Here is a 21683-nt window from a genome sequence, read left to right as displayed (position 1 = left end):
GACCAAGGCCAATGTCCATGACGACACCTCCCGGCAAACGCGGACGCGATGCCTACTCCCATCGCTTCCGCCGCCTGCGCGAACAGGGCCTGCGCCCACCCGTGCCGCAGGAAACCCCCGGCACGGAGCCGGCAGCAATCGACGCGGTGCTGGACTGCGGCTGGGGCCGCCTGATCTTCGCACAGACCTTCGCCGATCCTGCCAAGATCGCCCAATGCATGCGCGAGGAAGCGCCGGATCAGCGCGACATCGCGGTCTATGTGCGCGACCCCCATGTGGTCATTGCCGCTGCCCCGCAGGAACTGTTCCTCGACCCGTCACATACCTACCGGCTGGACCTTTCGCATTACAGGCCGTCACGCCGGACGTTCAAGGGCTTCGCGGTCCGGCGTGTCGCCTCGCGCAGCGATGCCGATGAGGTGAACCGCATCTATGCCACCCGGAACATGGTGCAGGTCCGTCCCGACTTCTTCTGGTCGTCTCGCGATGCGCGTGCGCTGGTGCATCTTGTCGCCGAGGATGAGGTCACGGGTGCGATCCTCGGCACGGTCACCGGCGTCGACCACGGCCGCGCCTTCGCCGATCCCGAGCGCGGCACATCGCTCTGGTGCCTGGCCGTGGACGCCCAGGCGACCCGACCAAGCGTCGGCGAGGCCCTGGTGAGGCATCTTGCCGAGATGTTCCAGGCACGTGGTGCGGCCTTCATGGACCTCTCGGTCCTGCACGACAACGAGCAGGCCATATCGCTCTACGACAAGCTGGGCTTTGTGCGGGTGCCCTTCTTCTCCATCAAGCACAAGAACCCCATCAATGAACGGCTCTTCGTCGGTGAGCCTCCGGAGAACAAGCTCAACCCCTATGCGCGCATCCTGGTGGACGAGGCGCGGCGGCGCGGCATCGGTGTGGAAATCACCGACGCGGAGGGAGGGTTCTTCCGCCTGACCTATGGCGGCCGGACCATTGCCTGCCGGGAATCCCTCACCGAACTGACGACCGCCATCGCCATGTCCATCTGCGACGACAAAGCCGTGACGCGGCGGGTGGCGGAACGTGCCGGAATCACGGTGCCGGAGCAGATGGAAGCCGATATAGACGACGTTCCGGCACTGGAAGCGTTTTTGGCCAAGCATGGGCAGGTGGTCGTGAAGCCGGCGCGCGGCGAGCAGGGCCGCGGTGTCGCTGTCGGTCTCGACAGCATCGGCGCCATCGAGACCGCCATCGAGAGCGCCGCCAAGATCTCCGACCGGGTCATCATCGAGCAATGCGTGACCGGCGAGGATCTGCGGCTCATCGTCATCAATTACAAGCTGGTCGCCGCCGCCATCCGCCGGCCGGCGCGGGTCATCGGCGACGGGCGTTCCACCATCCGGCAATTGATCGAGCGGCAGAGCCGGCGCCGTGCCGCCTCAACCGGTGGAGAGTCGCGTATTCCGCTCGATACCGAAACCAAGCGCTGCATCATGACCAGCGGCCACGCGCTGGAGGACGTGCTGGAATCGGGCCTGGAGCTCGCTGTTCGCCGGACGGCGAACCTCCACACCGGCGGCACCATCCACGACGTCACCGATCACGTTCATCCGACGCTGGTGGAGGCGGCGGTGCGCATCGCCCGGGCCATAGATATTCCCGTCACGGGCATCGACCTCATGGTGCCGGACTACAAGGGGCCGGGCTATGCCTTCATCGAGGCGAACGAACGGCCGGGGCTTGCCAACCATGAGCCCCAACCGACCGCGGAGCGCTTCGTCGATCTGCTCTTCCCGCAATCCATCCCGGCTTCGGCCCGCCGCGCAGCCGGCTTTTAAGTGCACCGCCGCACGCGGGTATTCATCGAACATGCCGGTTATTTTGCTATATGGCGTCTGTGATTTGCAAAATCGGCTTCTGCATCTGCCGAAAACGCTTCAACCGGACGTTTCATGCCACGCCTCGCCATCGACACCGAATATCTCAGCCACCTCCTGAAGGAGCTGCTCGCGATCCCCAGCCCCACGGGCTACACGGACCAGATCGTCCGCTTCTGCTGCTCTGAATTTGAAAGACTCGGTGTCGACTACGCATTGACCCGGCGCGGCGCCATTCAGGCCAAACTTACCGGCACATCACCGGCGCCGGCTCGCGCCTTGATCGCCCATGTGGACACGCTCGGCGCACAGGTGCGCCAGTTGAAGGACAATGGGCGGCTGTCGCTGGTCTCCATCGGCACCTGGTCCGCCCGGTTTGCCGAAGGCGCGCGCTGCACCATTTTCACCGATGCCGGCACCTATCGGGGAACCATCCTGCCGCTGAAATCCTCCGGCCATGCCTTTGGCGATGAAGTGGATACGCAGCCGGTGGGTTGGGACCACATCGAGCTGCGCATCGACGCCATGTCGCGCTCCGTCGCCGACCTGATGAAGCTTGGCGTCGCCCCCGGCGATACCGTGGCCATCGATCCGCAGCCGGAGTTTCTCGACAACGGGTTCATCGTGTCACGGCATCTCGACGACAAGGCCGGTGTCGCGCTCCTGTTCGCCGCTGTGAAGTCACTGAGGGAAAGCGGGGCCGAGCTGCCCGTCGATACTCATATCCTGCTGTCCATCGCCGAGGAGGTGGGGATCGGCGCCTCGTCCGTGGTGTCGAGTGACGTGGCCTCCATGGTCACCATCGACAACGGTGTCACCGCCCCAGGCCAATCCAGCCAGGAGTTTGGCGTCACCATCGCCATGGCGGATATGACCGGGCCTTTCGATTATCACCTCACGCGCAAGCTGGTGCGCCTCTGCCGCGAGCACGACATCCGCTTCCAACGCGACGTCTTCCGCTACTATCGCTCCGACAGCGCCTCCGCCATCGAGGCCGGCCATGACGTGCGCACCGCGCTGATCACCTTCGGCGTCGATTCCAGCCATGGCTACGAGCGCATTCATCTGCATGCGCTGCGCTCCGTGGCGGAGCTTGTCACGGCCTATGCCACCAGTTCCGTGGAAATCGAGCGCGATGCGCTGGAGATCGGTCCGATCGAGGGCTTTACCCACCAGCCGACCGAAGAGGCCCGGCTGGAAAAAGACGGCAACGCCCCTGGCCTCGAGCCGAAGAAGCCCTGACGGATAGGACTGAAGATTATTTATGTGCCGCCGCTCGGATGGCCGTCAGAGTCGTCGTCGGCGTGATGGCCTCGGGATCAAACTTCACGTGAATGAGGGCAGGCCGGCCTGATGCCACAGCGCGTTCGAAGGCCGGCGCGAATTCGTCCGTCCGCTCCACCCTCTCCGCATGGCCGCCGAAGGCCTGCGCCATGGCGGCGAAGTCGGGATTGACGAGCCGTGTCCCGCTGATGCGGCCAGGGTAGTGCCGTTCCTGATGCATGCGGATGGTGCCGTAGATGCCGTTGTCCACCACGACCACCACCAGTGGAAGATCATGCTGCACGGCAGTGGCGAATTCGTGGCAGGTCATCATGAAGCAGCCATCGCCGGCAAAGGCAACCACCGGGCGATCGGAGTGAAGCTTCTTGGCGGCCACCGCTGCAGGCAGGCCATAGCCCATGGAACCGGAGGTGGGCGCTAGCTGTGTGCCGAACTCTTCGAAACGGTAAAAGCGATGGATCCAGCTTGCGTAGTTACCTGCGCCATTCGTGACGATGGCGTCCTTGGGAAGCCTGCCGCGAAGCCACATCATGACCTCGCCGAGCTGCACCTCGCCCGGATGGGCTGGTGCCATCTCGCTCCAGGCACGCTCCTCGGCGTGGGCCTCATCCGCCAAGGACTTCCAGCGCGGGCCCACCCGTCCGGCGATCTCCTCGAGCGCCGGCGCAAAACAATCCGGTTCGGCGTGGATCGCGAGCACCGGCTGATAGACCCGTCCCAGTTCCTCCGCATCGGAATGGACGTGGACAAGCGGCATGCCGGGGTCAGGGATGCCAAGAAGCTCATAGCTTTGGCTCGGCATCTCGCTCAACCGCGTACCGATCAGGAGGACGAGGTCGCTTTCCTTGATGCGCTTCACGAGCTTGGGGTTCGGTCCGATGCCGAGGTGACCGGCGAAACAGGGATGGCTTGCCGGAAACAGCATCTGACGGCGGAAGGTGGTGGCGACCGGAAGGCCCATGGTCCCGGCGGCGCGCGTCAGCGAGGCAACGGATGCCTCCGACCAGCCGCTGCCACCCACAAGCGCGATCGGCCGCGCCGCGCCGGCGAGGCGTGCCGCGAAATCGTCCATGGCCTGCCGGCCGGGGGCGGTGCGGGCTTGCGGGTAGACTGGCGCGTCGGGCACATCGGCCTCCGCCACCAGCATATCTTCCGGCAAGGCGATGACCACCGGGCCGGGCCGCCCCTGCGTCGCCACACGAAAGGCGCGGGCGATAAGCTCGGGCACACGGGCCGGCTCATCGATCTCCACCACCCATTTCGCCATGCTGCCGAAGACGGCGCGATAGTCGAGCTCCTGAAAAGCCTCGCGGCCACGAAAGCCGGTCTCGATCTGGCCGACGAAGAGGATCATCGGCGTCGAATCCTGGCTCGCCACATGGACGCCCGCCGCCGCATTGGTGGCGCCGGGCCCACGCGTGACGAAGCAGATACCCGGCTGTCCCGTGAGCTTGCCGGCGGCCTCGGCCATCATGGCGGCGCCGCCTTCCTGGCGGCAGGTGACAAAGTCGATGGAGCTGTCGACCAGCGCATCGAGAACGGCCAGATAGCTCTCTCCCGGCACGCCGAAGCAGGTTTTGACGCCTTGACTGGCAAGAGCATCCACAAGGAGGCGTGCGCCGGTGCGCGGGTGCGGGGGCCGGGCCATCTCAGAAGAACGCCTGAATGCCAGTCTGCGCACGACCGAGGATCAGCGCATGCACGTCGTGAGTACCCTCATAAGTGTTGACCGTCTCCAGGTTCGCCGCCACCCGCAGAACATGGAACTCATCGGCGATGCCATTGCCGCCGTGCATGTCGCGGGCGGTGCGGGCGATGTCGAGCGCCTTGCCGCAGGAGTTGCGCTTGATCAGGCTGATCGCTTCCGGCGCCAGGCGGCCCTCGTCGAACAGGCGGCCCGCCCTCAAACAGGTGTGGAGGCCGAGGCTGATTTCGGTCTGCATGTCCGCCAGCTTCTTCTGCACCAGCTGCGTTGCGGCAAGCGGACGGCCGAACTGATGCCGGTCGAGGGTGTACTGCCGGGCACGGTGCCAGCAGAACTCGGCGGCGCCAAGCGCGCCCCAGGCAATGCCGTAGCGGGCGCGGTTGAGGCATCCGAAGGGGCCCTTGAGACCAGAGGCTTCCGGCAGCAGGTTCTCCTCCGGGACCACCGCACCATCGAGCACAACTTCGCCGGTGATGGAGGCGCGCAGGCTGAGCTTGCCTTCGATCTTCGGCGTCGAGAACCCTTGTGTGCCGCGCTCGACGATGAAACCGCGGATCTCGTTGTCATGAGCCGCTGATTTGGCCCAGACGACCGCAACATCGGCCATCGGCGAATTGGTGATCCACATCTTGGAGCCGGTCAGGCGATACCCATCGGAGACTTTTTCGGCCCGGGTTTTCATGCCCCCGGGGTCGGAGCCGGCATCGGGCTCGGTCAGGCCGAAGCAGCCGATCCATTCGCCTGTCGCGAGCTTCGGCAGATATTTTTTCCTCTGCTCTTCGCTGCCATAGGCGTGGATCGGATACATCACCAGCGAGGACTGGACGCTCATGGCGGAGCGGTAGCCGCTGTCCACCCGCTCCACCTCGCGGGCCACCAGACCGTAGGCGACATAGCCAAGCCCGGCCCCGCCGTAGTTCTCCGGGATCGTCGCGCCGAGCAGGCCAAGCTCACCCATCTCGGTCATGATCTCGCGGTCGAAGCGCTCCTCCCGATAAGCCGTCAGGATACGCGGCATCAGCTTGTCTTGCGCATAATCGCGCGCGGTGTCCCGGACCAGGCGCTCGTCTTCGGTGAGTTCGCCTTCAAGATCAAAGGGATCGGTCCAGTCGAAAGCCGCACGTGCCATCGGTTCAAGCCTTTCAAAAATACGTTGGGCGATGGGCGCGTCCATCGCGAGTGTCGGAACAGGGATAAGCCTTGCCCCCAGCCTCGGCAACCGGAGAAAACGTGTGATTTATAAGAGTTTGTGACGGCAGCCATAACCTTGCCGAAAGGCCTGCAACGAAAGTTTCAGACCGGCCCTTCCCGCATGCGGACAGGCGAGATTATGCTGGCACGGCAGCAGCGGGGCTTTCTCCCGCGAGACTCTTCGGGGTGATCCCATGGCCGTGTTTTCTCGTCTTGCCGTCGTTCTCGCGCTGCTTCTGGCGCTGCCGGCCCAGGCGCTTGCCGACAAGACCTTCGCACGGCCGGAGATGGCGCAGGAGGCCTTGCGGCTGGAAGCGCAGCTGAAGCGCGAGGCGAGCGGACAGGGAAAACCGGCCGCCGACTGGATCAAGGAAGGCGTTGCCGCCGTCAGAGCCAGCGACTGGCCTACCGCTGCCCAGCGCTTCGCCGCCGCCTTGAGTGAGGATCCCGCCAGCGAGCAGGCCTGGCGGAATCTGGCGGTTGCCAAGTTCCGCATCGACGATGACCAGAACCGCTATACCCTTCAGCGCGACGCGGCAGCGGCCGCCTATAAGGCCTATCTTCTTTCACCCGACGCACGGGCGGAGGCGCGGGCCCTTGCCCTTTTCGCCGAGATTTCGGCGGCGCGCTATGAGTTCCGCCCGGCGCTCGATGCCTATGCGGCGAGCCTGCGGCTCGCCGCCAATGCCGAGATCCGTGCCACCTACGAACAGCTTCGCGAAGAGCATGGCTTCCGCATGGTGGATTACACCATCGACAATGATGCCGCCGCGCCGCGCGCCTGTGTGAACTTCTCCGAGACGCTGGCTGAAGGCCGCATGGATTTCAGCCCCTTCGTATCGGTGGAAGGCATGGATCGCCCGGCCGTGACCGCCGAGGGCAGCCAGCTCTGCATCGACGGCCTGAGGCATGGCGAGACCTATGAGGCGCATATTCGCTCCGGCCTGCCCTCGTCCGTGGGCGAGGACCTCCTGAAGACGGTGGACCTCACCCTCTATGTCCGCGACCGCTCGGCCTCCGTCCGCTTCACCGGCCGCAATTACGTGCTGCCCACGCGTGGTCAGAACGGCATACCCCTCGTCTCCGTCAACACCGACGAGGTCAATGCCGAGCTCTACCGCATCAATGACCGGGGACTCGCGCCGGCGGTCATCTCGGGCGAATTCCAGAAGCAGCTCGACAGCGGCGACTTCCAGGATCTGACACAATCCCAGGGCGCCAAGGTCTGGGCGGGATCCATGCCCGTCAAAAGCCGCCTCAATGAGGACGTCACCACCGCTTTTCCTGTCGGCGAAGCGGCAGGTCCGCTGGAGGCGGGCGTCTATGTGCTGGTGGCACGGCCGAAGGACAGCGGAGAGCCTGATTGGAACGAGACCTATGCCACCCAGTGGTTCGTGGTCTCGGACCTTGGCATCAGTTCGATCTCGGCGCGGGACGGCGTCCATGTCGTGGTGCGGTCGCTGGCCACCGCCAAACCGGTGCGGGACGCCACGCTCGATCTCGTCGCCCGCTCCAATGAAATCCTGGGAAGCGCCACCACCGATGACAACGGCTATGCCAGCTTTCCCGGCGGCCTTGCCCGCGGCACCGGCGCATCGGCTCCCGCGCTCGTTACCGCGCGGGCCGGCGACAGCGACTATGCCTTCCTTGACATGACGCAGGCGGCCTTCGACCTGTCGGACCGCGGCGTCAAGGGCCGCCCGGCGCCGGGGCCGCTCGATGCCTTCGTCGTAACCGAGCGCGGCGTCTATCGACCCGGCGAAACGGTTCATGTCACGGCGCTTCTGCGCGATCACCAAGGGCTCGCGGAGCGCCTGCCGCTGACGCTCGTCGTGCAACGGCCGGATGGCGCGGAAGACAGGCGCGCCTTGGTGGCCGATGCAGGCGACGGAGGCCGCACCTATGACCTCGACCTGATCGACAGCGCCACCACCGGCACCTGGCGGGTGCGGGCCTATGCCGATCCGAAAGGCCCGGTTCTCGGCGCGACAGCCTTCCTGGTAGAGGATTACGTGCCGGAGCGGCTGGACATGGAGATCGGCACGAAAGCCGCCGCCATCGCCGCCGGCCGTCCGGCAACCGTGGAACTGACGGGCCGCTGGCTTTATGGCGCTCCCGCCGCGGAGCTCGCGGCCGGTGGCGAGCTTACCGTGCGCGAGGCCGAAAAAGCGCCTGAAGGCTATGCCGACTACCGCTTCGGTCTTGCCGACGAGAGCTTTGCTCCCGTGCGCACCGCTCTGGTGCCGGCCACAACGGATGCCCAAGGGCGGGCGCAGCTTTCGGTGGTTCTGCCTGCGACACTGCCCGCCACCACCAAAACCTTGGAAGCCGGCATCAGCGTCAGCCTGCGCGAGCCGGGCGGGCGCGTTATCGAACGCTCCCTCGCGCTCCCCGTGACACCGGCCAATCCGCGCATCGGCGTGAGGCCGCTGTTCGCCGACAGGGTGGGCGAAGGCGAGACCGCCAATTTCGACGTCGTCCTGCTGGCGCCGGACAATGCGCGCGCGGCTGCACCCCTGAAATGGGAGTTGAGCCGGCTCGAGCGACGCTATCAATGGTATCAGGAGGACGGCAATTGGCGCTATGAGACCATCACCGGCACCACCCGCGTCGCCAACGGCACGGTGAACACCGCAGCTGACGCCGCCGCCCGCATATCGGCCAAAGTGGGTTGGGGTGAATATCGCCTTGAGGTCACCACCTCCGATGCCAAGGCCGCGACCAGCGTGGAATTTGACGCCGGCTGGAATGCCAGCGCCAATGCCGACACGCCGGATGCGCTCCCGGTCGCGCTCGACAAGCCCTCCTATCCCACCGGAGCAACGGCGCAGCTCAGGATCGAGGCCCCCTTCGCCGGCACCGCCACCGTCGCCGTGGTCGATGAGACGGTGCGATCGATCCAGACGGTCGATGTCGCGGCGGGCGAGGCCGAGGTGCCTCTCAGCGTGGGGGACGATTGGGGTGCCGGCGCCTATGTGCTGGTCAGCCTCGCCCGGCCGCTGGATGAAAAGGCGAGCCGCATGCCTGGCCGGGCCGTGGGGCTTGCCTGGCTGTCCACCGACGCCACCTCGCGGCGGCTCGACCTCTCGCTCGACGCAGCGGCGGAGGCACGGCCACGCGAGATCATGACAGTGCCGATCACAGTGGGCAATTTCGGTGCCGGCGAAACCGCCCGCCTCGTTGTGGCGGCGGTGGATGTCGGCATCCTGAACCTGACAGGCTATGAGGCACCCAAGCCGACGGAATGGTTCTATGGCCAGCGTGGCCTCGGCGCCGAGATGCGCGATCTCTACGGACAGCTCATCGACGGAATGCGCGCCGAGCGCGGCGCGATCCGCAGCGGCGGCGACATGCCTGATAGCGGCATCCAGGCCTCACCGCCGACGCAGGAGCCGCTGGCGCTGTTCTCCGGCATCGTCGAAACCGACGCGCAGGGCAAGGCGGAGGTTTCCTTCGACCTGCCGCAGTTCAACGGCGAGGTCAAAGTCATGGCGATCGCCTGGACCGCCGATAAGCTGGGTGAAGCGGAAGCCGACGTCACCGTTGCCGATCCGGTGGTGGTGACCGCCGCCACGCCCCGGTTCCTTGCCGTGGGCGACCAGTCCCGCGTCAGGCTCGATCTTCACAACGCCCGCGGTCCTGCCGGAAACTATCGCCTCGCCATCGACGCCGAAGGCCCCGTCACCGTCTCAGGAGCCCGTGAGCATACGATAGCGCTGGCGGCGGACGGGCGGCAGACCGTCGACGTCGCTATCGAAGGAACCGGCGTCGGCGCGGCTGAGCTCGCCCTTACGCTTACCGGGCCTGACGGAGCGGTTTACGACCAGCAGCTTGCCCTGATGGTGCGTCCCGCGCAGCCTGCGGTTGCGCGGCGGCTGCCGGTCGCGATCCGAAACAACCACGCCGAGATCGGCGGCGCTCTCGTCGCCGGTTTCCTGCCGGATACCAGCCGGGTGACCATCTCGGCCGGGCCGCTGTCATCGTTCGACGTGGCGGGCCGCCTCGCCGCGCTCGACCAATATGCCTATAGCTGTTCGGAGCAGGTGACCAGCAAGGCGCTGCCGCTCCTCTATGTGTCGGATCTCGACGCCACCGGCCTGTTTGCCGGCGTGCCTGTCGGCCAGCGGATCGAGGAGGCCATCACGCGTGTGCTTGCCCGGCAGAACTCCACCGGGAGCTTCGGCCTCTGGTCCACGGGTTCCGGCGACCTCTGGCTGAACGCCTATATCACGGACTTTCTCACCCGCGCGCGGGAGAAGGGCCATGATGTGCCTGAGCGCGCCATGTCGCTGGCCCTCGACCAGCTGAAGAACACGCTCTCCTACCAGGGTGAGGTGGAAGACGGCGGCGGCGCGGACACGGCCTATGCCAACTATGTGCTGGCCCGGAACGGGCGCGGCAGGATCGGCGATCTTCGTTACCTGGCCGATGCCAAGCTGGACGCGCTCGGAACGCCGCTTGCACGGGCTCAGGTCGGCGCGGCGCTTGCGATCATGGGAGACAGGGATCGGGCCGAGAGCGCCTTTGCCTCGGCGCGCGACATGCTCGAGGAAAGCGGTGACGCTGACAGCCGCACCGACTACGGCAGCGGTTTGCGCGATGGCGCGGCCATACTGGCGCTTGCCGCGGAAACCGACACGGCGTCGGCCATCGTGCCCGCCGTGTCAAAACGGCTCGATGAGTTTGCCGCCGAGCCGCGCGCCCTCTCCACGCAGGAGAACGCCTGGATGGTGCTGGCGGCGCGCGCTTTCCGCGAGCAAGCGGCAAAGTCGCGGCTGACCGTGGGAGGCGCGGAGTTCAGCGGCCAGTTCGAGCGTGATTTCTCGGTGGAAGATCTGAACGAAAAGCCGGTGCAGATCGCAAGCATCGGCAGCGAACCTCTGCGCCTGTCGGTCACCGTGTCGGGCAACCCTGTCGAACCGGAAGGCCCGGCAGAAGAAGGCTTCATCCTGACGCGCCGCTATTACACCATGGAGGGGCAGGAAACCGACCCCTCCAGGGTGACGCAGAACGAACAACTGGTGGTCGTGCTGACGGTGACGGAACCGGAGCCGAGGCCGGGGCGGGTGCTGGTGGTCGACCATCTGCCGGCGGGATTTGAGATCGACAACCCCCGCCTCCTGAAGAGCGGTGACACGGCCACCCTCTCCTGGCTGCCGGAGCAGGGCGAGGCGGAACATGCCGAGTTTCGTGACGACCGTTTCGTCGCGGCCTTCGACCGCACGCAAGGAAACGAGGGGAACTACGGCGCGGCCTATGTGGTGCGGGCAGTGGCCCCCGGCTCCTATGCCCATCCGCCGGCCACGGTGGAAGACATGTATCGTCCGGAACGCTTCGCCCGCACCGGGACCGGGCGGGTTGAAGTGACGGCGGCGCGGTAGCCGCCATGGCTGCCACCGGCAGGGGTCTGTTGCAGGCGGCCGTTCTCAGCGCCGCCGTCCTGACCGGAGCGGCCGCTATCGGCGGCGGCTGGATCGCGACGCGTTCTGCCCCTCCGCTCGAGGATGCGCGTGAGGGATCAACCCTCGTCGTTGATCGCAACGGGCGCCTGCTGCGGGCCTTCACCACCGGTAATGGCATCTGGCGCCTGCCGGCCACCACAGGAGAGGTTGACCCGCGCCTCATCGCCTATCTGATGGCCTATGAAGACAAACGGTTCCGCGACCATCATGGGGTGGATCCGCGCGCCATGATGCGCGCGGCGGGCCAGGCGCTGATCCATGGCCGCATCATATCGGGCGGCTCGACGCTGACCATGCAGACGGTGCGGCTGCTCACGCCCGACCGCAGCCGCACGTTTACACGCAAGGCGGCCGAAATCGGCGCCGCCCTCGCTTTGGAGCGCCAGCTCACGAAGGACGAGATACTCGACATCTATCTCACCCGCGCGCCCTACGGCGGCAATCTTGAAGGCGTTCGAGCCGCCAGCCTTGCCTGGTTCGGAAAGGAGCCGACGCGGCTTTCTCCGGGAGAGGCCGCTCTCCTCGTCGCCTTGCCGCAATCGCCCGAAGCGCGGCGACCGGATCGGGACCCTGCTGCCGCCCGCCGGGCGCGCGACCGCGTGCTGGACCGGCTGGCGGTGGCCGGCGCCCTGGAACCTGCTGAAGCGGAGGCCGCCAAGGACGAACCCGTGCCGGATGGCCGCCGCGACTTTCCGGTCCTCGCAGCCCATCTCGCCGAACACGCCGTTGCCGAGACACCGGGCGCATCCCGGATCCAGCTCACCATAGATCGTCCTCTGCAGGAGCAGCTCGAGGCGCTGGCACGCGAGCGCGCTCACGCCATGGGGACAAAAATCTCTGTGGCCATCATGGTGGTGGAGACCGCGACAGGCGCGGTGCTGGCTCATGTGGGCGGGGCCGGCTATTTCGACGAGGCCCGAGCGGGTCATGTGGACCTTGCCCAGTCAGTTCGCTCACCGGGCTCCGCACTGAAGCCCTTCATCTATGCCTTGGCTTTCGAGGATGGCATCGCACATCCGCAGACCTTGATTGAAGATCGCCCGACGCGCTTCGGCACCTATGTGCCGGAGAATTTCGATGATGGCTTTCAGGGCACCGTGACCGCTGAAAAGGCCCTGCAATTCTCGCTCAATGTACCCGCCGTCGCCGTGCTCGACGCGGTTGGACCACAACGGTTCATGAGTCGGCTAACCTCAGCCGGCGTCCGCCTTGTCTTGCCTTCCGGCGCGGCACCAAGCCTGGCAATCGGCCTCGGCGGCGCCGGCATCACGCTTGCCGACCTCGCCCAGCTCTATTCCAGCCTCGCCCGTGGCGGCGCAAGCGTACCGCTGCTGACGCGGCTTGATCCCTCTCCACCGCCCATCGCCCCACGGCGGCCGCTGACCACCCCGGCGGCCGCATGGATGGTGGCGCACGCCCTTGCAGGAGCGCCGCCACCGCCGAGTGCCAGCGGCGGGCGTATCGCCTTCAAGACCGGCACCTCCTATGGCTATCGTGATGCCTGGGCCGTGGGCTTTGATGGGCGGTATACGGTCGCCGTCTGGGTGGGGCGGCCCGATGGTGCGTCTTCACCTGGACTGGTCGGCAGAATGGCGGCTGCCCCCATTCTCTACGACGCCTTCGCACGCGTTTCACCCGAACGCGCGCCGCTGCCGCCGGCGCCGTCCGGCGTGTGGCATGGGACCACCGCCCAGCTGCCAGCCGCGCTGCAGCGCCTGGGTCCGGTCGGGGGTGCAGCAGCTTCTGCGATTCCGCCGCTGGAGATCGCCTATCCGCCAGACGGCGCGCGGGTGGATCTCAGTGGCGGCCAGGATCCACTGGCACTCAAGGCGAATGGAGGCGTTCCGCCCATGACGTGGCTGATCGACGGCCAACCGATTTCCTCGCCGATGCACCGCCGCGAGGCCAGTTGGCCGACGGCCGGGCCGGGGTTTCTCGACATTTCCGTGATCGACGCGACAGGCGCCTCTGCCCAGGCTCAGGTTCGGGTTGATTAGGTATCGGGCGCGGATATCGGACCGGTGGTCTGACGCGAGTGGATTGGGAACCGCTGCGCCTTGTCAGATCGATCCCCGGCCGCGAGGTCATTATTTGCGAGGAGCGGTTTCCTCGGTCTTCGGATCATCGTCCGTGATCCAGTTGACCTGCTCGATGTCATATTTATCCATGTTGCGACGTTCGTTCGGCTCGCCGCCGGCGTGTTGGTTCTGCCCCACCTCACTTTCACCATCGTCAGCCGATCTGAGCCAGTGCCGCTGAATATGCACAGCATAGTTACGGCATGAGTTGCCCGCCATAGCGCCGCTCCGGACTATAGGATTAGAGAGAAAGATTGCGGCAGGAGCCAAGAATACAACTTTCGCAATAATCGCCCCTGCCGCCTCATAAAAAGAATTATGGACGTCCTCATGAGCTGGCGATTATCATTTTGCTATTCTCGCCACCCTATTAACCATTTTCTCAGCAATGAAGCGGGGCGATTAATCCATTTCAATTAGCCTTGGAGAAAAGCGGAGCTGAAAGCGCTGCCACGCGAGGCGGGCAGGCGGGCCAACAGGCGAGCCAGGGCCACCTGGTTACGTGCCCCCGTCTTGTGAAGCACATGGGACAGATGGATGCGGGCCGTGTTCCGCGAGATCGACATGTTCTGCGCGGCTTCATCCAGATTGCATCCGTTGCCAAGGAGCGACGCGAGCCGAGCCTCCTTTGCCGATAGGGCGAAAGCCGATGCCAGCACACATTCATTGACCCCGGCCCGTGCCGCCAGATCCGCAAGCATCACCATGGCCACGGCATCGCCCGGCCCCGCTGGCCCGCGATCATAGGGAATGATCTTAAGGGCAAAACGCAGAGTTCCCGTCGTATCCACCACCGGCAGCGCCATTTCGCTCTGCGGCTCGGAAGCCGCCTGGAGAATGACCGCCTCTGTCAGGGTCAGAAAACGACGCGCCGTCGCCGCGCGTGCGAAGCACAGCCGCCTCCCTTGCATCCTCAGTGCATCGCCCTGCCTCAACATCTCACCGGCGATGCCGTTGTGTGCCAGGACTGTGCCCCACCAGGACAGAGCCATAAGCCCCCAAGGCACGCTTTGAGCCACTGTGCTCTCCAACTCCCGCAGCAAAGTCCCCCGCGCCGATGCCTTATAATGCCAGAGGGTTTCGGCAAGCTTCGGCGCGAGGTCGGTAACGGCGTCCCTGTCCGCTGAGGTCGTCTGGCCGCCCCGGCGGTTCAACAGCGCGGCAATGATGTAACGAGACCCGTCGGTGCTGTCTTCGATGCAAAAAGCGAGACAGCAGTTCGGCTCCTCTTGCTCAGGCTCAAGGGAGGCGTAGCTCTCGAAAACGAGATCAAGCCTCGGCTGGCGCAACTGGCGCAGGCAGGCCATGGCGGCCGCCTGAGGTATGGAGCGCGCCCGGCGGTACCAACAGCGCCCCCTTGCGGCTCCGCCCATCATCTCGATGAGCATGATGCTCGCATCCAGCCCCTGCGCGCCGACTATGGCATTCAGGCATTCGGGCAAGGAGCGCGTCCCGCAGCAAGCCTCCAAGGCCGCTGCGCTGTCCGCATAATTCCAACCTTTGGCAGAGGTGGGGGTCTGCTCGATCAGGTCAATGTGCAATGTCATCATCAGACCTCAAGCAAGAGGGGAAGCATTACGACCGAGCCATTCGGGAAAACACTGATCTGCACAAACCGTGGATGGCTGGCTATCTGAAGCAACGAGGGCGGCGTTCAGGCGGGGTAATCTGAAATCAGACATCCCAAGCGATCAGCGCGGATCGATTGACGATGCGCACCTGACGGAGGGAAGGCATGGCGATGATCCGCTCCCGCTCCAGTTGTGTCAGAGTTCGGGATACGGTCTCGATCGTCAGGCCAAGGTAGTCGGCGATATCGATGCGGCTCATCGGAAGGCTGGCGACACAGTCGCTGCCCTGCCGCCTGGCGACATCAAGAAGGAAGCCGGCGATGCGCTCGATGGCACTCTTCTGCCCCAGAAGGAGCGCATGGTACCGCGCACGTCGCCACTCCAGGTTGATCAGCTGAAGGACCTCCCGGCCCAGAGAGGCGTCGCGGGCAGCCACTTCTTCCAGGGTCGACCGCCAGATGGCGACCACATATGTATTGTTCATGGTCGCTTCGGCCGACACGTGATGCGTGGCGCCGACATCCAGGCCGAAGATGTCTCCGGGCAGATAGAACCCTTCGATCTGCCTTCGCCCGTCCTGCCGCATGTTGAAGGCCCGCACGGCTCCCGACGTGACACGGTAGAGCATCTCCGCCGCCTCGCCCTCGCCATGGACCTCTTCGCCGGAGCGGAAGCTCATCCTTATTCCGGATAGAGAAACATCAGGGGTAAGTTGGAACAATGCCTCCGATGGCGTTGTTGGTGCCACCTCACGAAAAGATGCACGCAGCCTCGCAGGCTCCTGAATAAGAAGCATGACCATACCCTCCCAGGTTGTCTAAAGCCTAGACCATGAAAAGAGGTGTACCGACTCAGGGATTCTACGTAGTTCTTTACTGTAATCTTGTGACAGAAGATCATCGCCAAGACGACGGTGATCGTATAGCTTGATCTTGTCGCAGCAACGGTCGCCAGCCGTCCTTCCTCTAGTGAGGGGTCATGCCTGTTTCCGTACAAGGCTTCAGATGGCGTTGGTTTGTTCTTGCTTTTGCGCTCGGCACGACGGCATTCGTTTGCCGTCTCGCCATTAATGAGGTGATCGACTTCCGCACTATTTTCCTTCTGATGATACCCTCGGTGCTGATCGCGGCACTGAGCGGGTTCATCTCGGCTGCGTTCACCACGATCATCGCCGCGGCTGCCTCGGTCTGGCTGCAACAGCAGGATGGGCTGGACCTGACGGAATGGGTCAATTCCTTCATTTTCCTCGCCATCGGCTTCGGCGTTGCATGCAGCGCTCATGTGCAGCATCGGACCCGGGCAAAAGCAGACGCGGCCATGCGTGAATTGGCTGTGCGCGAGACGCATCTGCGATCCATCTTCGACACTGCGCCCGATGCTCTCGTCGTGGTCGATGCCGGCGGCCTGATCCGATCCTTCAGCTCGTCCGCGGAAAGGCTGTTCGGATGGCGCTTAACGGACGTCCTCGGGAGAGATTTTACGGCCTTGCTGTTTTCGCCGCAGCAAACATCGTCCGATCTCCTCAGCGACCGCGGCACGAAAACCCTCACGCTGACTGGCCAGCGCAAAAATGAGACCACCTTTCCGATGGAGGCGTCCGTCGGCGTCATGAGGATCGAAGGCCGTCCCTCCTACACCATATCCATTCGGGATATGAGCGAGCGGCTAAATTCGGAGGCCCGGCTTCAGGACATGCGTGCCGAGCTGTCCCATATCTCACGCATGACCGCGCTCGGTGAGATGGCTTCCGCCCTGGCACATGAGCTCAACCAGCCGCTGACGGCGATCGCCAATTACCTGAACGGTGCCCGGCGTCTGGCCATCGGCCTCGGCGGTGAGAGCAGCGCCAAGATTTCAGACGCCATCGGCAAGGCGTCGGACCAGGCGTTACGGGCCGGCGCCATCCTGCGGCGGGTCAGGGATTTCGTCACGCGCGGCGAGATCGAGATTCAAGCCGTGGATCTTGCTGAAGTGATCAACGAAGCCGTCAGTCTGGTGACCGCAACATGCGAGGGGCAGCGGATCGACATCCGCCATGACATCAGCGCAGGAGCCGAAGTGGTCCTGGCCGATCACATCCAGATCGAGCAGGTCCTGATAAATCTCATTCGTAACGCCATGGAAGCCATGGAAGGGCAGTTGCGTCAGAACATCCGCATTTCGACAACCAGAACGCGGGATGGTTTGATCATGGTCAGCGTTCTGGACAGCGGGCCTGGAATTCCGCCGCAGGTGGCGTCACGGCTGTTCCAGCCCTTCATCACCACCAAGTCGGACGGGTTGGGTATCGGCCTGTCCATTTCCCAAACCATCATCAAGGCTCACGGCGGGAACATCTGGGCCACGGAACCTGTCGGTGGCGGAGCGGCGGTCCACTTCACGCTGCGCCCGGCGCGGGAGATGGCCTATGCAGGCTAGCGCGGTGGTCCATGTCATCGACGACGATGCCGCCGCACGGGATTCATTGAGCTTCCTCTTGGAATCTTCCGGTTTCAAGGTCGAAACCTACGCCTCGGTGGAGGATTTCCTCGCCAGAGGAAGTCCTGCCGCCCATGGCTGCGTCATCACCGATGTCTGCATGCGCGGCGCCACGGGATTGGACCTCCTGACAATAATGAAGAGGGAGAGCATTCATCTGCCGGTGATCGTCATCAGCGGGCGCGGCAACATCCGCATGGCGGTCGAAGCGATCAGAATGGGCGCGTTGGACTTCATCGAAAAACCTTTCTTCGAAGACGATATCGTGGCGGCCGTCACACTGGCGCTGGAGCGCAATGTCCGGGCCGCTCCCGCGCAGGACGGTTCGAGGGCTGAAATCGTGCGGCGCATGTCGTTGCTATCGGGACGGGAGCGCGATGTTCTCAAGGGGCTTTTGGCCGGACAGCCGAACAAGATCATTGCCCATCGCCTTGGTATCAGCCCGCGCACGGTTGAGATCCATCGCGCCAATCTGATGAACAAGATGCAGGCCGATACGCTTTCATCCCTGGTGACGATGGCCATCCTTGCGAAAGGCCATCTGGACGCGGAGGATCTATAGGCGGTTGCATGATGACGCCGCGACCGGCAAGACATGGCCGACCCACCGAAGCAGCGTGCCCGCTTGTCCAGTATCTCCCCCCGCTCCCTTGCCGTGATTGGTGCCGGCCCCGCAGGCCTGATGGCCGCCGAGAGGCTGGCCGCCGAAGGCCACGCCGTCACGGTCTATGACGCCATGCCCTCGCCGGCGCGGAAGTTCCTGATGGCGGGGCGCGGCGGCCTCAACCTGACCCACAGCGAACCATTGGATCGCTTCCTGGCACGCTACAGCGGAGCCGACGGGCGGGTTGAGCAGGCCATCCGTGCGTTTCCGCCCGAGGCCTTGCGCGCCTGGGCCGAGGATCTGGGGCAGCCAACCTTTATCGGCTCCAGCGGACGGGTGTTTCCGATGGCCATGAAGGCCTCGCCATTGCTTCGGGCCTGGCTGCAGCGGCTTGAGGGAGCCAGTGTGGTGCTGGCGCTGCGCCACAGGTGGCAGGGGTGGACCTCGGACGGACACCTCCTGTTCGAGACACCTGCAGGGCGGGTGACACGCTCTTGTGAGGCCGCGGTGCTCGCGCTCGGCGGCGGCAGCTGGCCCCGGCTCGGGTCTGACGGCCGTTGGGTGCCGATCCTGGAAGCATCGGGGGTCGACATCGCCGCCCTGACCCCCTCCAATGTCGGCGTCCGGCTTTCCTGGAGCGACCTCTTCGCGGACAAATTCGAGGGGCACCCGCTGAAACGCATCGCCATGACCGTTGGAGCCGTCACCCGCCGGGGCGAGGCCGTGGTGACGCGCGGCGGTCTTGAGGGCGGCATCGTCTACGCGCTCTCCGCCGCCATCCGGCAGATGCTGGACGCACAGGATGAGGCCAAGGTCACGGTTGACCTGCGCCCCGATCTTGACGAAGCCGAACTGGGAAAACGGCTGGAGAGGCCGCGCGGCTCGCAATCGCTCTCGACCTTCCTGCGCAAGACGGCCGGCCTTGCCCCGGTTGCCGTGGGGCTACTGCGCGAGAGCGGCAAACCGCCGGCTGATCCGCACGATCTGGCGCGCAGGATCAAGGCGCTGCCCCTGCACGTCCACGGCGTCATGCCCATCGACCGCGCCATCTCCAGCGCGGGAGGCGTGCGTTTCACCGAGATCGACGGCCGCTACATGCTGCGAAGCCGGCCAGGCACCTTCATCTGCGGCGAAATGCTCGATTGGGACGCCCCCACGGGCGGCTACCTCCTGCAGGCGAGCTTCGCGACCGGCGCTGCCGCCGCCAGCGGGGTCTGCTCCTGGCTGGCAGAGGACGCTAAACCGAACTGACGTCCTCTTTGGCGATGGTGTCGGCGTCACGGCCGATGACCTGGGGCAGCTGCGTGTTCTCGATCGCCAGCTTGCCTTTCAGTCCGTTCAGAATGTCGTCGATGAGGGCGGGGCCGCGGTAGACGAGGGCCGAGTAGAGCTGGAGCAGCGAAGCGCCGGCGCGGATCTTGGTCCAGGCATCCTCCGCGCTGTCGATACCGCCGACGCCGATGAGCGGCACGCGTCCCTCTGTGCGCAGGAAGGTTTGCGCCAGCGCCCAGGTCGCACGCCGCATCAGAGGCCGGCCGGAAAGACCGCCGCCTTCCGAGGCGTAGGAGCTTCTGAGAGTGGCCGGTCGGGCGATGGTGGTGTTGGAGACGATGAGACCATCAACCCCGCGTGCAAGAGCGACGTCGACCACATCGTCGAGACCGCCAAGTTCAAGGTCCGGCGCGATCTTGAGGAAGACCGGCGGGCGCTCGGCCGTGGCGTCACGGGCCCCGATCACCCGCGCGAGAAGATCATCGAGGGCGGCTCGCGCCTGAAGATCGCGCAGGCCCGGCGTGTTGGGCGAGGAAATATTGACGGTGAAATAATCGGCGAAGGCCGAAAGGGCGCCGATGCCGGCGACATAGTCTGCCGCAAAATCCGCCGCGTCCTTGTTGGCCCCGATGTTGATGCCGAGGAGACCCGATGGCCGCCCCCCGACCAGGCGCATGCGCATGGCGTCATGGCCCTCGTTGTTGAAGCCAAGGCGGTTGATGACGCCGCCGTCCTCGGTCAGACGGAACATGCGTGGCCTTGGGTTTCCGGGCTGGGGCCGCGGTGTCACAGTACCCACTTCCACGAAACCGAACCCCAGCGCCAGCATGGCAGCGGGCACTTCCGCGTTCTTGTCGAAACCCGCGGCAAGCCCGAGCGGGTTGGGAAAGGAAAGCCCTGCAACGGTCGTCGCGAGCTTTGCATCGTCCGCCTTCCGCCGTTGAGGCGGCATACGCTTGAGCGCGGCGATGGTCAGATGATGCGCCGTTTCCGGATCGAGAAGGGAGAAGCCCAACCGGGCCAAGGGCCATGCCGCACTGATCATTGGTCGAACTCCGGAAAATGATGCGCGCCGTCGGAATCGAGCGGCAGAGGCTGAGCCCAGCGTACGGCGGCAAGGTGAAGAGTGCCATAGAGGTGAGGAAAGAGATCACCGCCGCGCGAGGGCTCCCAGCGCAGCGCGTCTCCCAGAGCAGATGGCTCGACAGCGACGACGACAAGATCGCTCATGCCGGCGAAATGCCGGCGCGCCGTCTCCGCCGCCTGGGCTGCCGTGGAGAAGTGGATGTAGCCGTCGGCCAGATCCACCGGGGCGCCGCTGAAGCAGCCCTGCCTCCTGGCGGCATTCCACTGATCAGCAGTCATGATCTTGAAGATGAGAGAAGCGGTCATGATCGGTTGGATAGAAAGGACAGCCGCATCATTCAAGCGCGATCGTATCGGTTTGCGCCAAGCCGGTGTTCACCATGGCGCTCAAGCGGTCTGGACGGCGCGCAAAGAAGGCAATATTTCCTATCACCTGCACGTGACCCGGCACTCCGCCGCGGAGAATGATCAAATGCTCACCCACAGCCAGATCTGGAAAGCGCTCGATGCGCTGGCCGAGAGCAACAACCTGTCGCCCTCAGGGCTTGCGAAGCGCGCGGGGCTCGATCCCACGACCTTCAATCGGTCGAAGCGGTCCAGTGCGGACGGACGCCAGCGCTGGCCCTCGACGGAGTCCATTGCCAAGGCGCTGGATGCTACCTCCACCACCATGGACACCTTCATCGGCTTCATTTCCGATGATTCCCGTGCCCGGCCGCGGCGCTCCATCCCGCTGATCGGCTTTTCCGAAGCCGCCAAGGATGCCTTTTTCGACGATGCCGGTTTTCCCAAAGGCGAGGAGGCCTGGGATGAGATCGGCCTTCCCGCCTTCGGCGACGAGCACACCTATGCCCTCGAGATCACCGGGGACAGTCTGCTGCCGCTGTACCGCGACGGCGACAGGATTCTCGTCTCACCCACCACGGAGATACGACGGGGAGATCGGGTGATCGTGCGGACAACGAAGGGCGAGCTCGTTGCCGGCGAGTTGAAGCGCCGCACCGTCAAGGTGATGGAACTGACGCCCGTCGGCGCCGGCAAAACCGATCGCAGCTTCACCCTGGCCGACGTGTCATGGGTGGCCCGCATCATCTGGGCGAGCCAGTAG

General features: G+C 65.0%; 15 protein-coding genes. 8 read left to right on the top strand and 7 right to left on the bottom strand.

Translation table 11 applies throughout. The features are described 5' to 3' along the window. Window positions 1-17: 17 nt before the first annotated feature. Both ngg and IEV58_RS02375 read left to right on the top strand, forming a co-directional pair. Window positions 18-1805, top strand: a complete 1788-nt coding sequence (gene ngg, locus IEV58_RS02380) for an N-acetylglutaminylglutamine synthetase (RefSeq protein WP_188408092.1) — start codon at window positions 18-20, stop codon at window positions 1803-1805. Window positions 1806-1919: 114 nt separating this feature from the next. Continuing rightward, on the top strand, window positions 1920-3086 hold the full coding sequence (locus IEV58_RS02375; protein WP_188408091.1) for an osmoprotectant NAGGN system M42 family peptidase: 1167 nt from the start codon (window positions 1920-1922) through the stop codon (window positions 3084-3086). Window positions 3087-3102: 16 nt separating this feature from the next. Here IEV58_RS02375 and IEV58_RS02370 read toward each other — a convergent pair whose 3' ends face one another. Then, window positions 3103-4776, bottom strand: coding sequence for a thiamine pyrophosphate-binding protein (locus IEV58_RS02370; protein WP_188408090.1), 1674 nt, complete (start codon window positions 4774-4776; stop codon window positions 3103-3105). Between the two features lies 1 nt (window position 4777). Next, complete coding sequence (locus IEV58_RS02365) at window positions 4778-5962, bottom strand: acyl-CoA dehydrogenase (protein ID WP_188408089.1); 1185 nt, start codon at window positions 5960-5962, stop codon at window positions 4778-4780. A gap of 256 nt (window positions 5963-6218) precedes the next feature. On the opposite strand from IEV58_RS02365, the gene IEV58_RS02360 reads away from it, so the two are divergent. Together IEV58_RS02360 and pbpC are read left to right on the top strand one after the other, a co-directional pair. Then, a complete protein-coding gene (locus IEV58_RS02360; RefSeq protein ID WP_188408088.1) occupies window positions 6219-11405 on the top strand; it encodes an alpha-2-macroglobulin family protein in 5187 nt (1728 codons plus the stop codon). Between the two features lie 5 nt (window positions 11406-11410). After that, window positions 11411-13483 carry a penicillin-binding protein 1C gene (pbpC, locus tag IEV58_RS02355; RefSeq protein WP_188408087.1) on the top strand — a complete coding sequence of 691 codons (2073 nt, stop codon included), beginning with the start codon at window positions 11411-11413 and terminating at the stop codon, window positions 13481-13483. Window positions 13484-13573: 90 nt separating this feature from the next. Here pbpC and IEV58_RS02350 read toward each other — a convergent pair whose 3' ends face one another. The 3 genes from IEV58_RS02350 to IEV58_RS02340 form a co-directional block, all read right to left on the bottom strand. Then, window positions 13574-13783, bottom strand: a complete 210-nt coding sequence (locus tag IEV58_RS02350) for a hypothetical protein (protein ID WP_188408086.1) — start codon at window positions 13781-13783, stop codon at window positions 13574-13576. A gap of 197 nt (window positions 13784-13980) precedes the next feature. Continuing rightward, window positions 13981-15114, bottom strand: a complete 1134-nt coding sequence (locus tag IEV58_RS02345; RefSeq protein ID WP_188408085.1) for a helix-turn-helix transcriptional regulator — start codon at window positions 15112-15114, stop codon at window positions 13981-13983. A gap of 124 nt (window positions 15115-15238) precedes the next feature. Further along, complete coding sequence (locus IEV58_RS02340; RefSeq protein ID WP_188408084.1) at window positions 15239-15814, bottom strand: helix-turn-helix domain-containing protein; 576 nt, start codon at window positions 15812-15814, stop codon at window positions 15239-15241. A gap of 299 nt (window positions 15815-16113) precedes the next feature. On the opposite strand from IEV58_RS02340, the gene IEV58_RS02335 reads away from it, so the two are divergent. The 3 genes from IEV58_RS02335 to IEV58_RS02325 all read left to right on the top strand — a co-directional run bounded on the left by IEV58_RS02335 (window position 16114) and on the right by IEV58_RS02325 (window position 19468). Then, window positions 16114-17553 carry a sensor histidine kinase gene (locus IEV58_RS02335; protein WP_188408083.1) on the top strand — a complete coding sequence of 480 codons (1440 nt, stop codon included), beginning with the start codon at window positions 16114-16116 and terminating at the stop codon, window positions 17551-17553. Further along, window positions 17543-18175: a response regulator transcription factor gene (locus IEV58_RS02330; protein ID WP_188408082.1), complete on the top strand. Its 633-nt coding sequence runs from the start codon at window positions 17543-17545 to the stop codon at window positions 18173-18175. Before IEV58_RS02335 ends, IEV58_RS02330 begins: the two co-directional genes overlap by 11 nt. Window positions 18176-18238: 63 nt before the next feature. Continuing rightward, window positions 18239-19468, top strand: coding sequence for a BaiN/RdsA family NAD(P)/FAD-dependent oxidoreductase (locus IEV58_RS02325; protein WP_229729135.1), 1230 nt, complete (start codon window positions 18239-18241; stop codon window positions 19466-19468). Here IEV58_RS02325 and IEV58_RS02320 read toward each other — a convergent pair. Together IEV58_RS02320 and IEV58_RS02315 are read right to left on the bottom strand one after the other, a co-directional pair. After that, complete coding sequence (locus tag IEV58_RS02320) at window positions 19455-20534, bottom strand: quinone-dependent dihydroorotate dehydrogenase (RefSeq protein ID WP_188408080.1); 1080 nt, start codon at window positions 20532-20534, stop codon at window positions 19455-19457. The two genes, IEV58_RS02325 and IEV58_RS02320, sit on opposite strands and share 14 nt — an antisense overlap. Next, the gene (locus IEV58_RS02315) at window positions 20531-20881 is read right to left on the bottom strand and encodes a DUF952 domain-containing protein (RefSeq protein ID WP_188408079.1); all 351 of its coding nucleotides are present in this window, start codon (window positions 20879-20881) and stop codon (window positions 20531-20533) included. Before IEV58_RS02315 ends, IEV58_RS02320 begins: the two co-directional genes overlap by 4 nt. A 166-nt stretch (window positions 20882-21047) precedes the next feature. Between IEV58_RS02315 and IEV58_RS02310 the strand changes: the two genes are divergently transcribed. Further along, window positions 21048-21683 (top strand): S24 family peptidase, encoded by a 636-nt coding sequence (locus IEV58_RS02310; RefSeq protein ID WP_188408078.1) that lies wholly within the window; start codon window positions 21048-21050, stop codon window positions 21681-21683.

The sequence above is a fragment of the Agaricicola taiwanensis genome (assembly GCF_014635245.1).
GTDB classification, from domain to species: domain Bacteria; phylum Pseudomonadota; class Alphaproteobacteria; order Rhizobiales; family Methylopilaceae; genus Agaricicola; species Agaricicola taiwanensis.
The sequence above is the reverse complement of the archived record's forward strand: the minus strand, read 5'-3'. Positions and strand labels throughout refer to the sequence as shown.

What these genes read in the sequence shown, in the direction of transcription:
- IEV58_RS02310 (WP_188408078.1), top strand. Translation starts at nt 21,048, where the DNA reads ATGCTCACCCACAGCCAGATCTGGAAAGCGCTCGATGCGCTGGCCGAG.
- pbpC (WP_188408087.1), top strand. Translation starts at nt 11,411, where the DNA reads ATGGCTGCCACCGGCAGGGGTCTGTTGCAGGCGGCCGTTCTCAGCGCC.
- IEV58_RS02350 (WP_188408086.1), bottom strand. Translation starts at nt 13,783, where the DNA reads ATGGCGGGCAACTCATGCCGTAACTATGCTGTGCATATTCAGCGGCAC.
- IEV58_RS02360 (WP_188408088.1), top strand. Translation starts at nt 6,219, where the DNA reads ATGGCCGTGTTTTCTCGTCTTGCCGTCGTTCTCGCGCTGCTTCTGGCG.
- IEV58_RS02370 (WP_188408090.1), bottom strand. Translation starts at nt 4,776, where the DNA reads ATGGCCCGGCCCCCGCACCCGCGCACCGGCGCACGCCTCCTTGTGGAT.
- ngg (WP_188408092.1), top strand. Translation starts at nt 18, where the DNA reads ATGACGACACCTCCCGGCAAACGCGGACGCGATGCCTACTCCCATCGC.
- IEV58_RS02320 (WP_188408080.1), bottom strand. Translation starts at nt 20,534, where the DNA reads ATGATCAGTGCGGCATGGCCCTTGGCCCGGTTGGGCTTCTCCCTTCTC.
- IEV58_RS02345 (WP_188408085.1), bottom strand. Translation starts at nt 15,114, where the DNA reads ATGATGACATTGCACATTGACCTGATCGAGCAGACCCCCACCTCTGCC.
- IEV58_RS02335 (WP_188408083.1), top strand. Translation starts at nt 16,114, where the DNA reads ATGCCTGTTTCCGTACAAGGCTTCAGATGGCGTTGGTTTGTTCTTGCT.
- IEV58_RS02315 (WP_188408079.1), bottom strand. Translation starts at nt 20,881, where the DNA reads ATGACCGCTTCTCTCATCTTCAAGATCATGACTGCTGATCAGTGGAAT.
- IEV58_RS02365 (WP_188408089.1), bottom strand. Translation starts at nt 5,962, where the DNA reads ATGGCACGTGCGGCTTTCGACTGGACCGATCCCTTTGATCTTGAAGGC.
- IEV58_RS02340 (WP_188408084.1), bottom strand. Translation starts at nt 15,814, where the DNA reads ATGAGCTTCCGCTCCGGCGAAGAGGTCCATGGCGAGGGCGAGGCGGCG.
- IEV58_RS02375 (WP_188408091.1), top strand. Translation starts at nt 1,920, where the DNA reads ATGCCACGCCTCGCCATCGACACCGAATATCTCAGCCACCTCCTGAAG.
- IEV58_RS02330 (WP_188408082.1), top strand. Translation starts at nt 17,543, where the DNA reads ATGCAGGCTAGCGCGGTGGTCCATGTCATCGACGACGATGCCGCCGCA.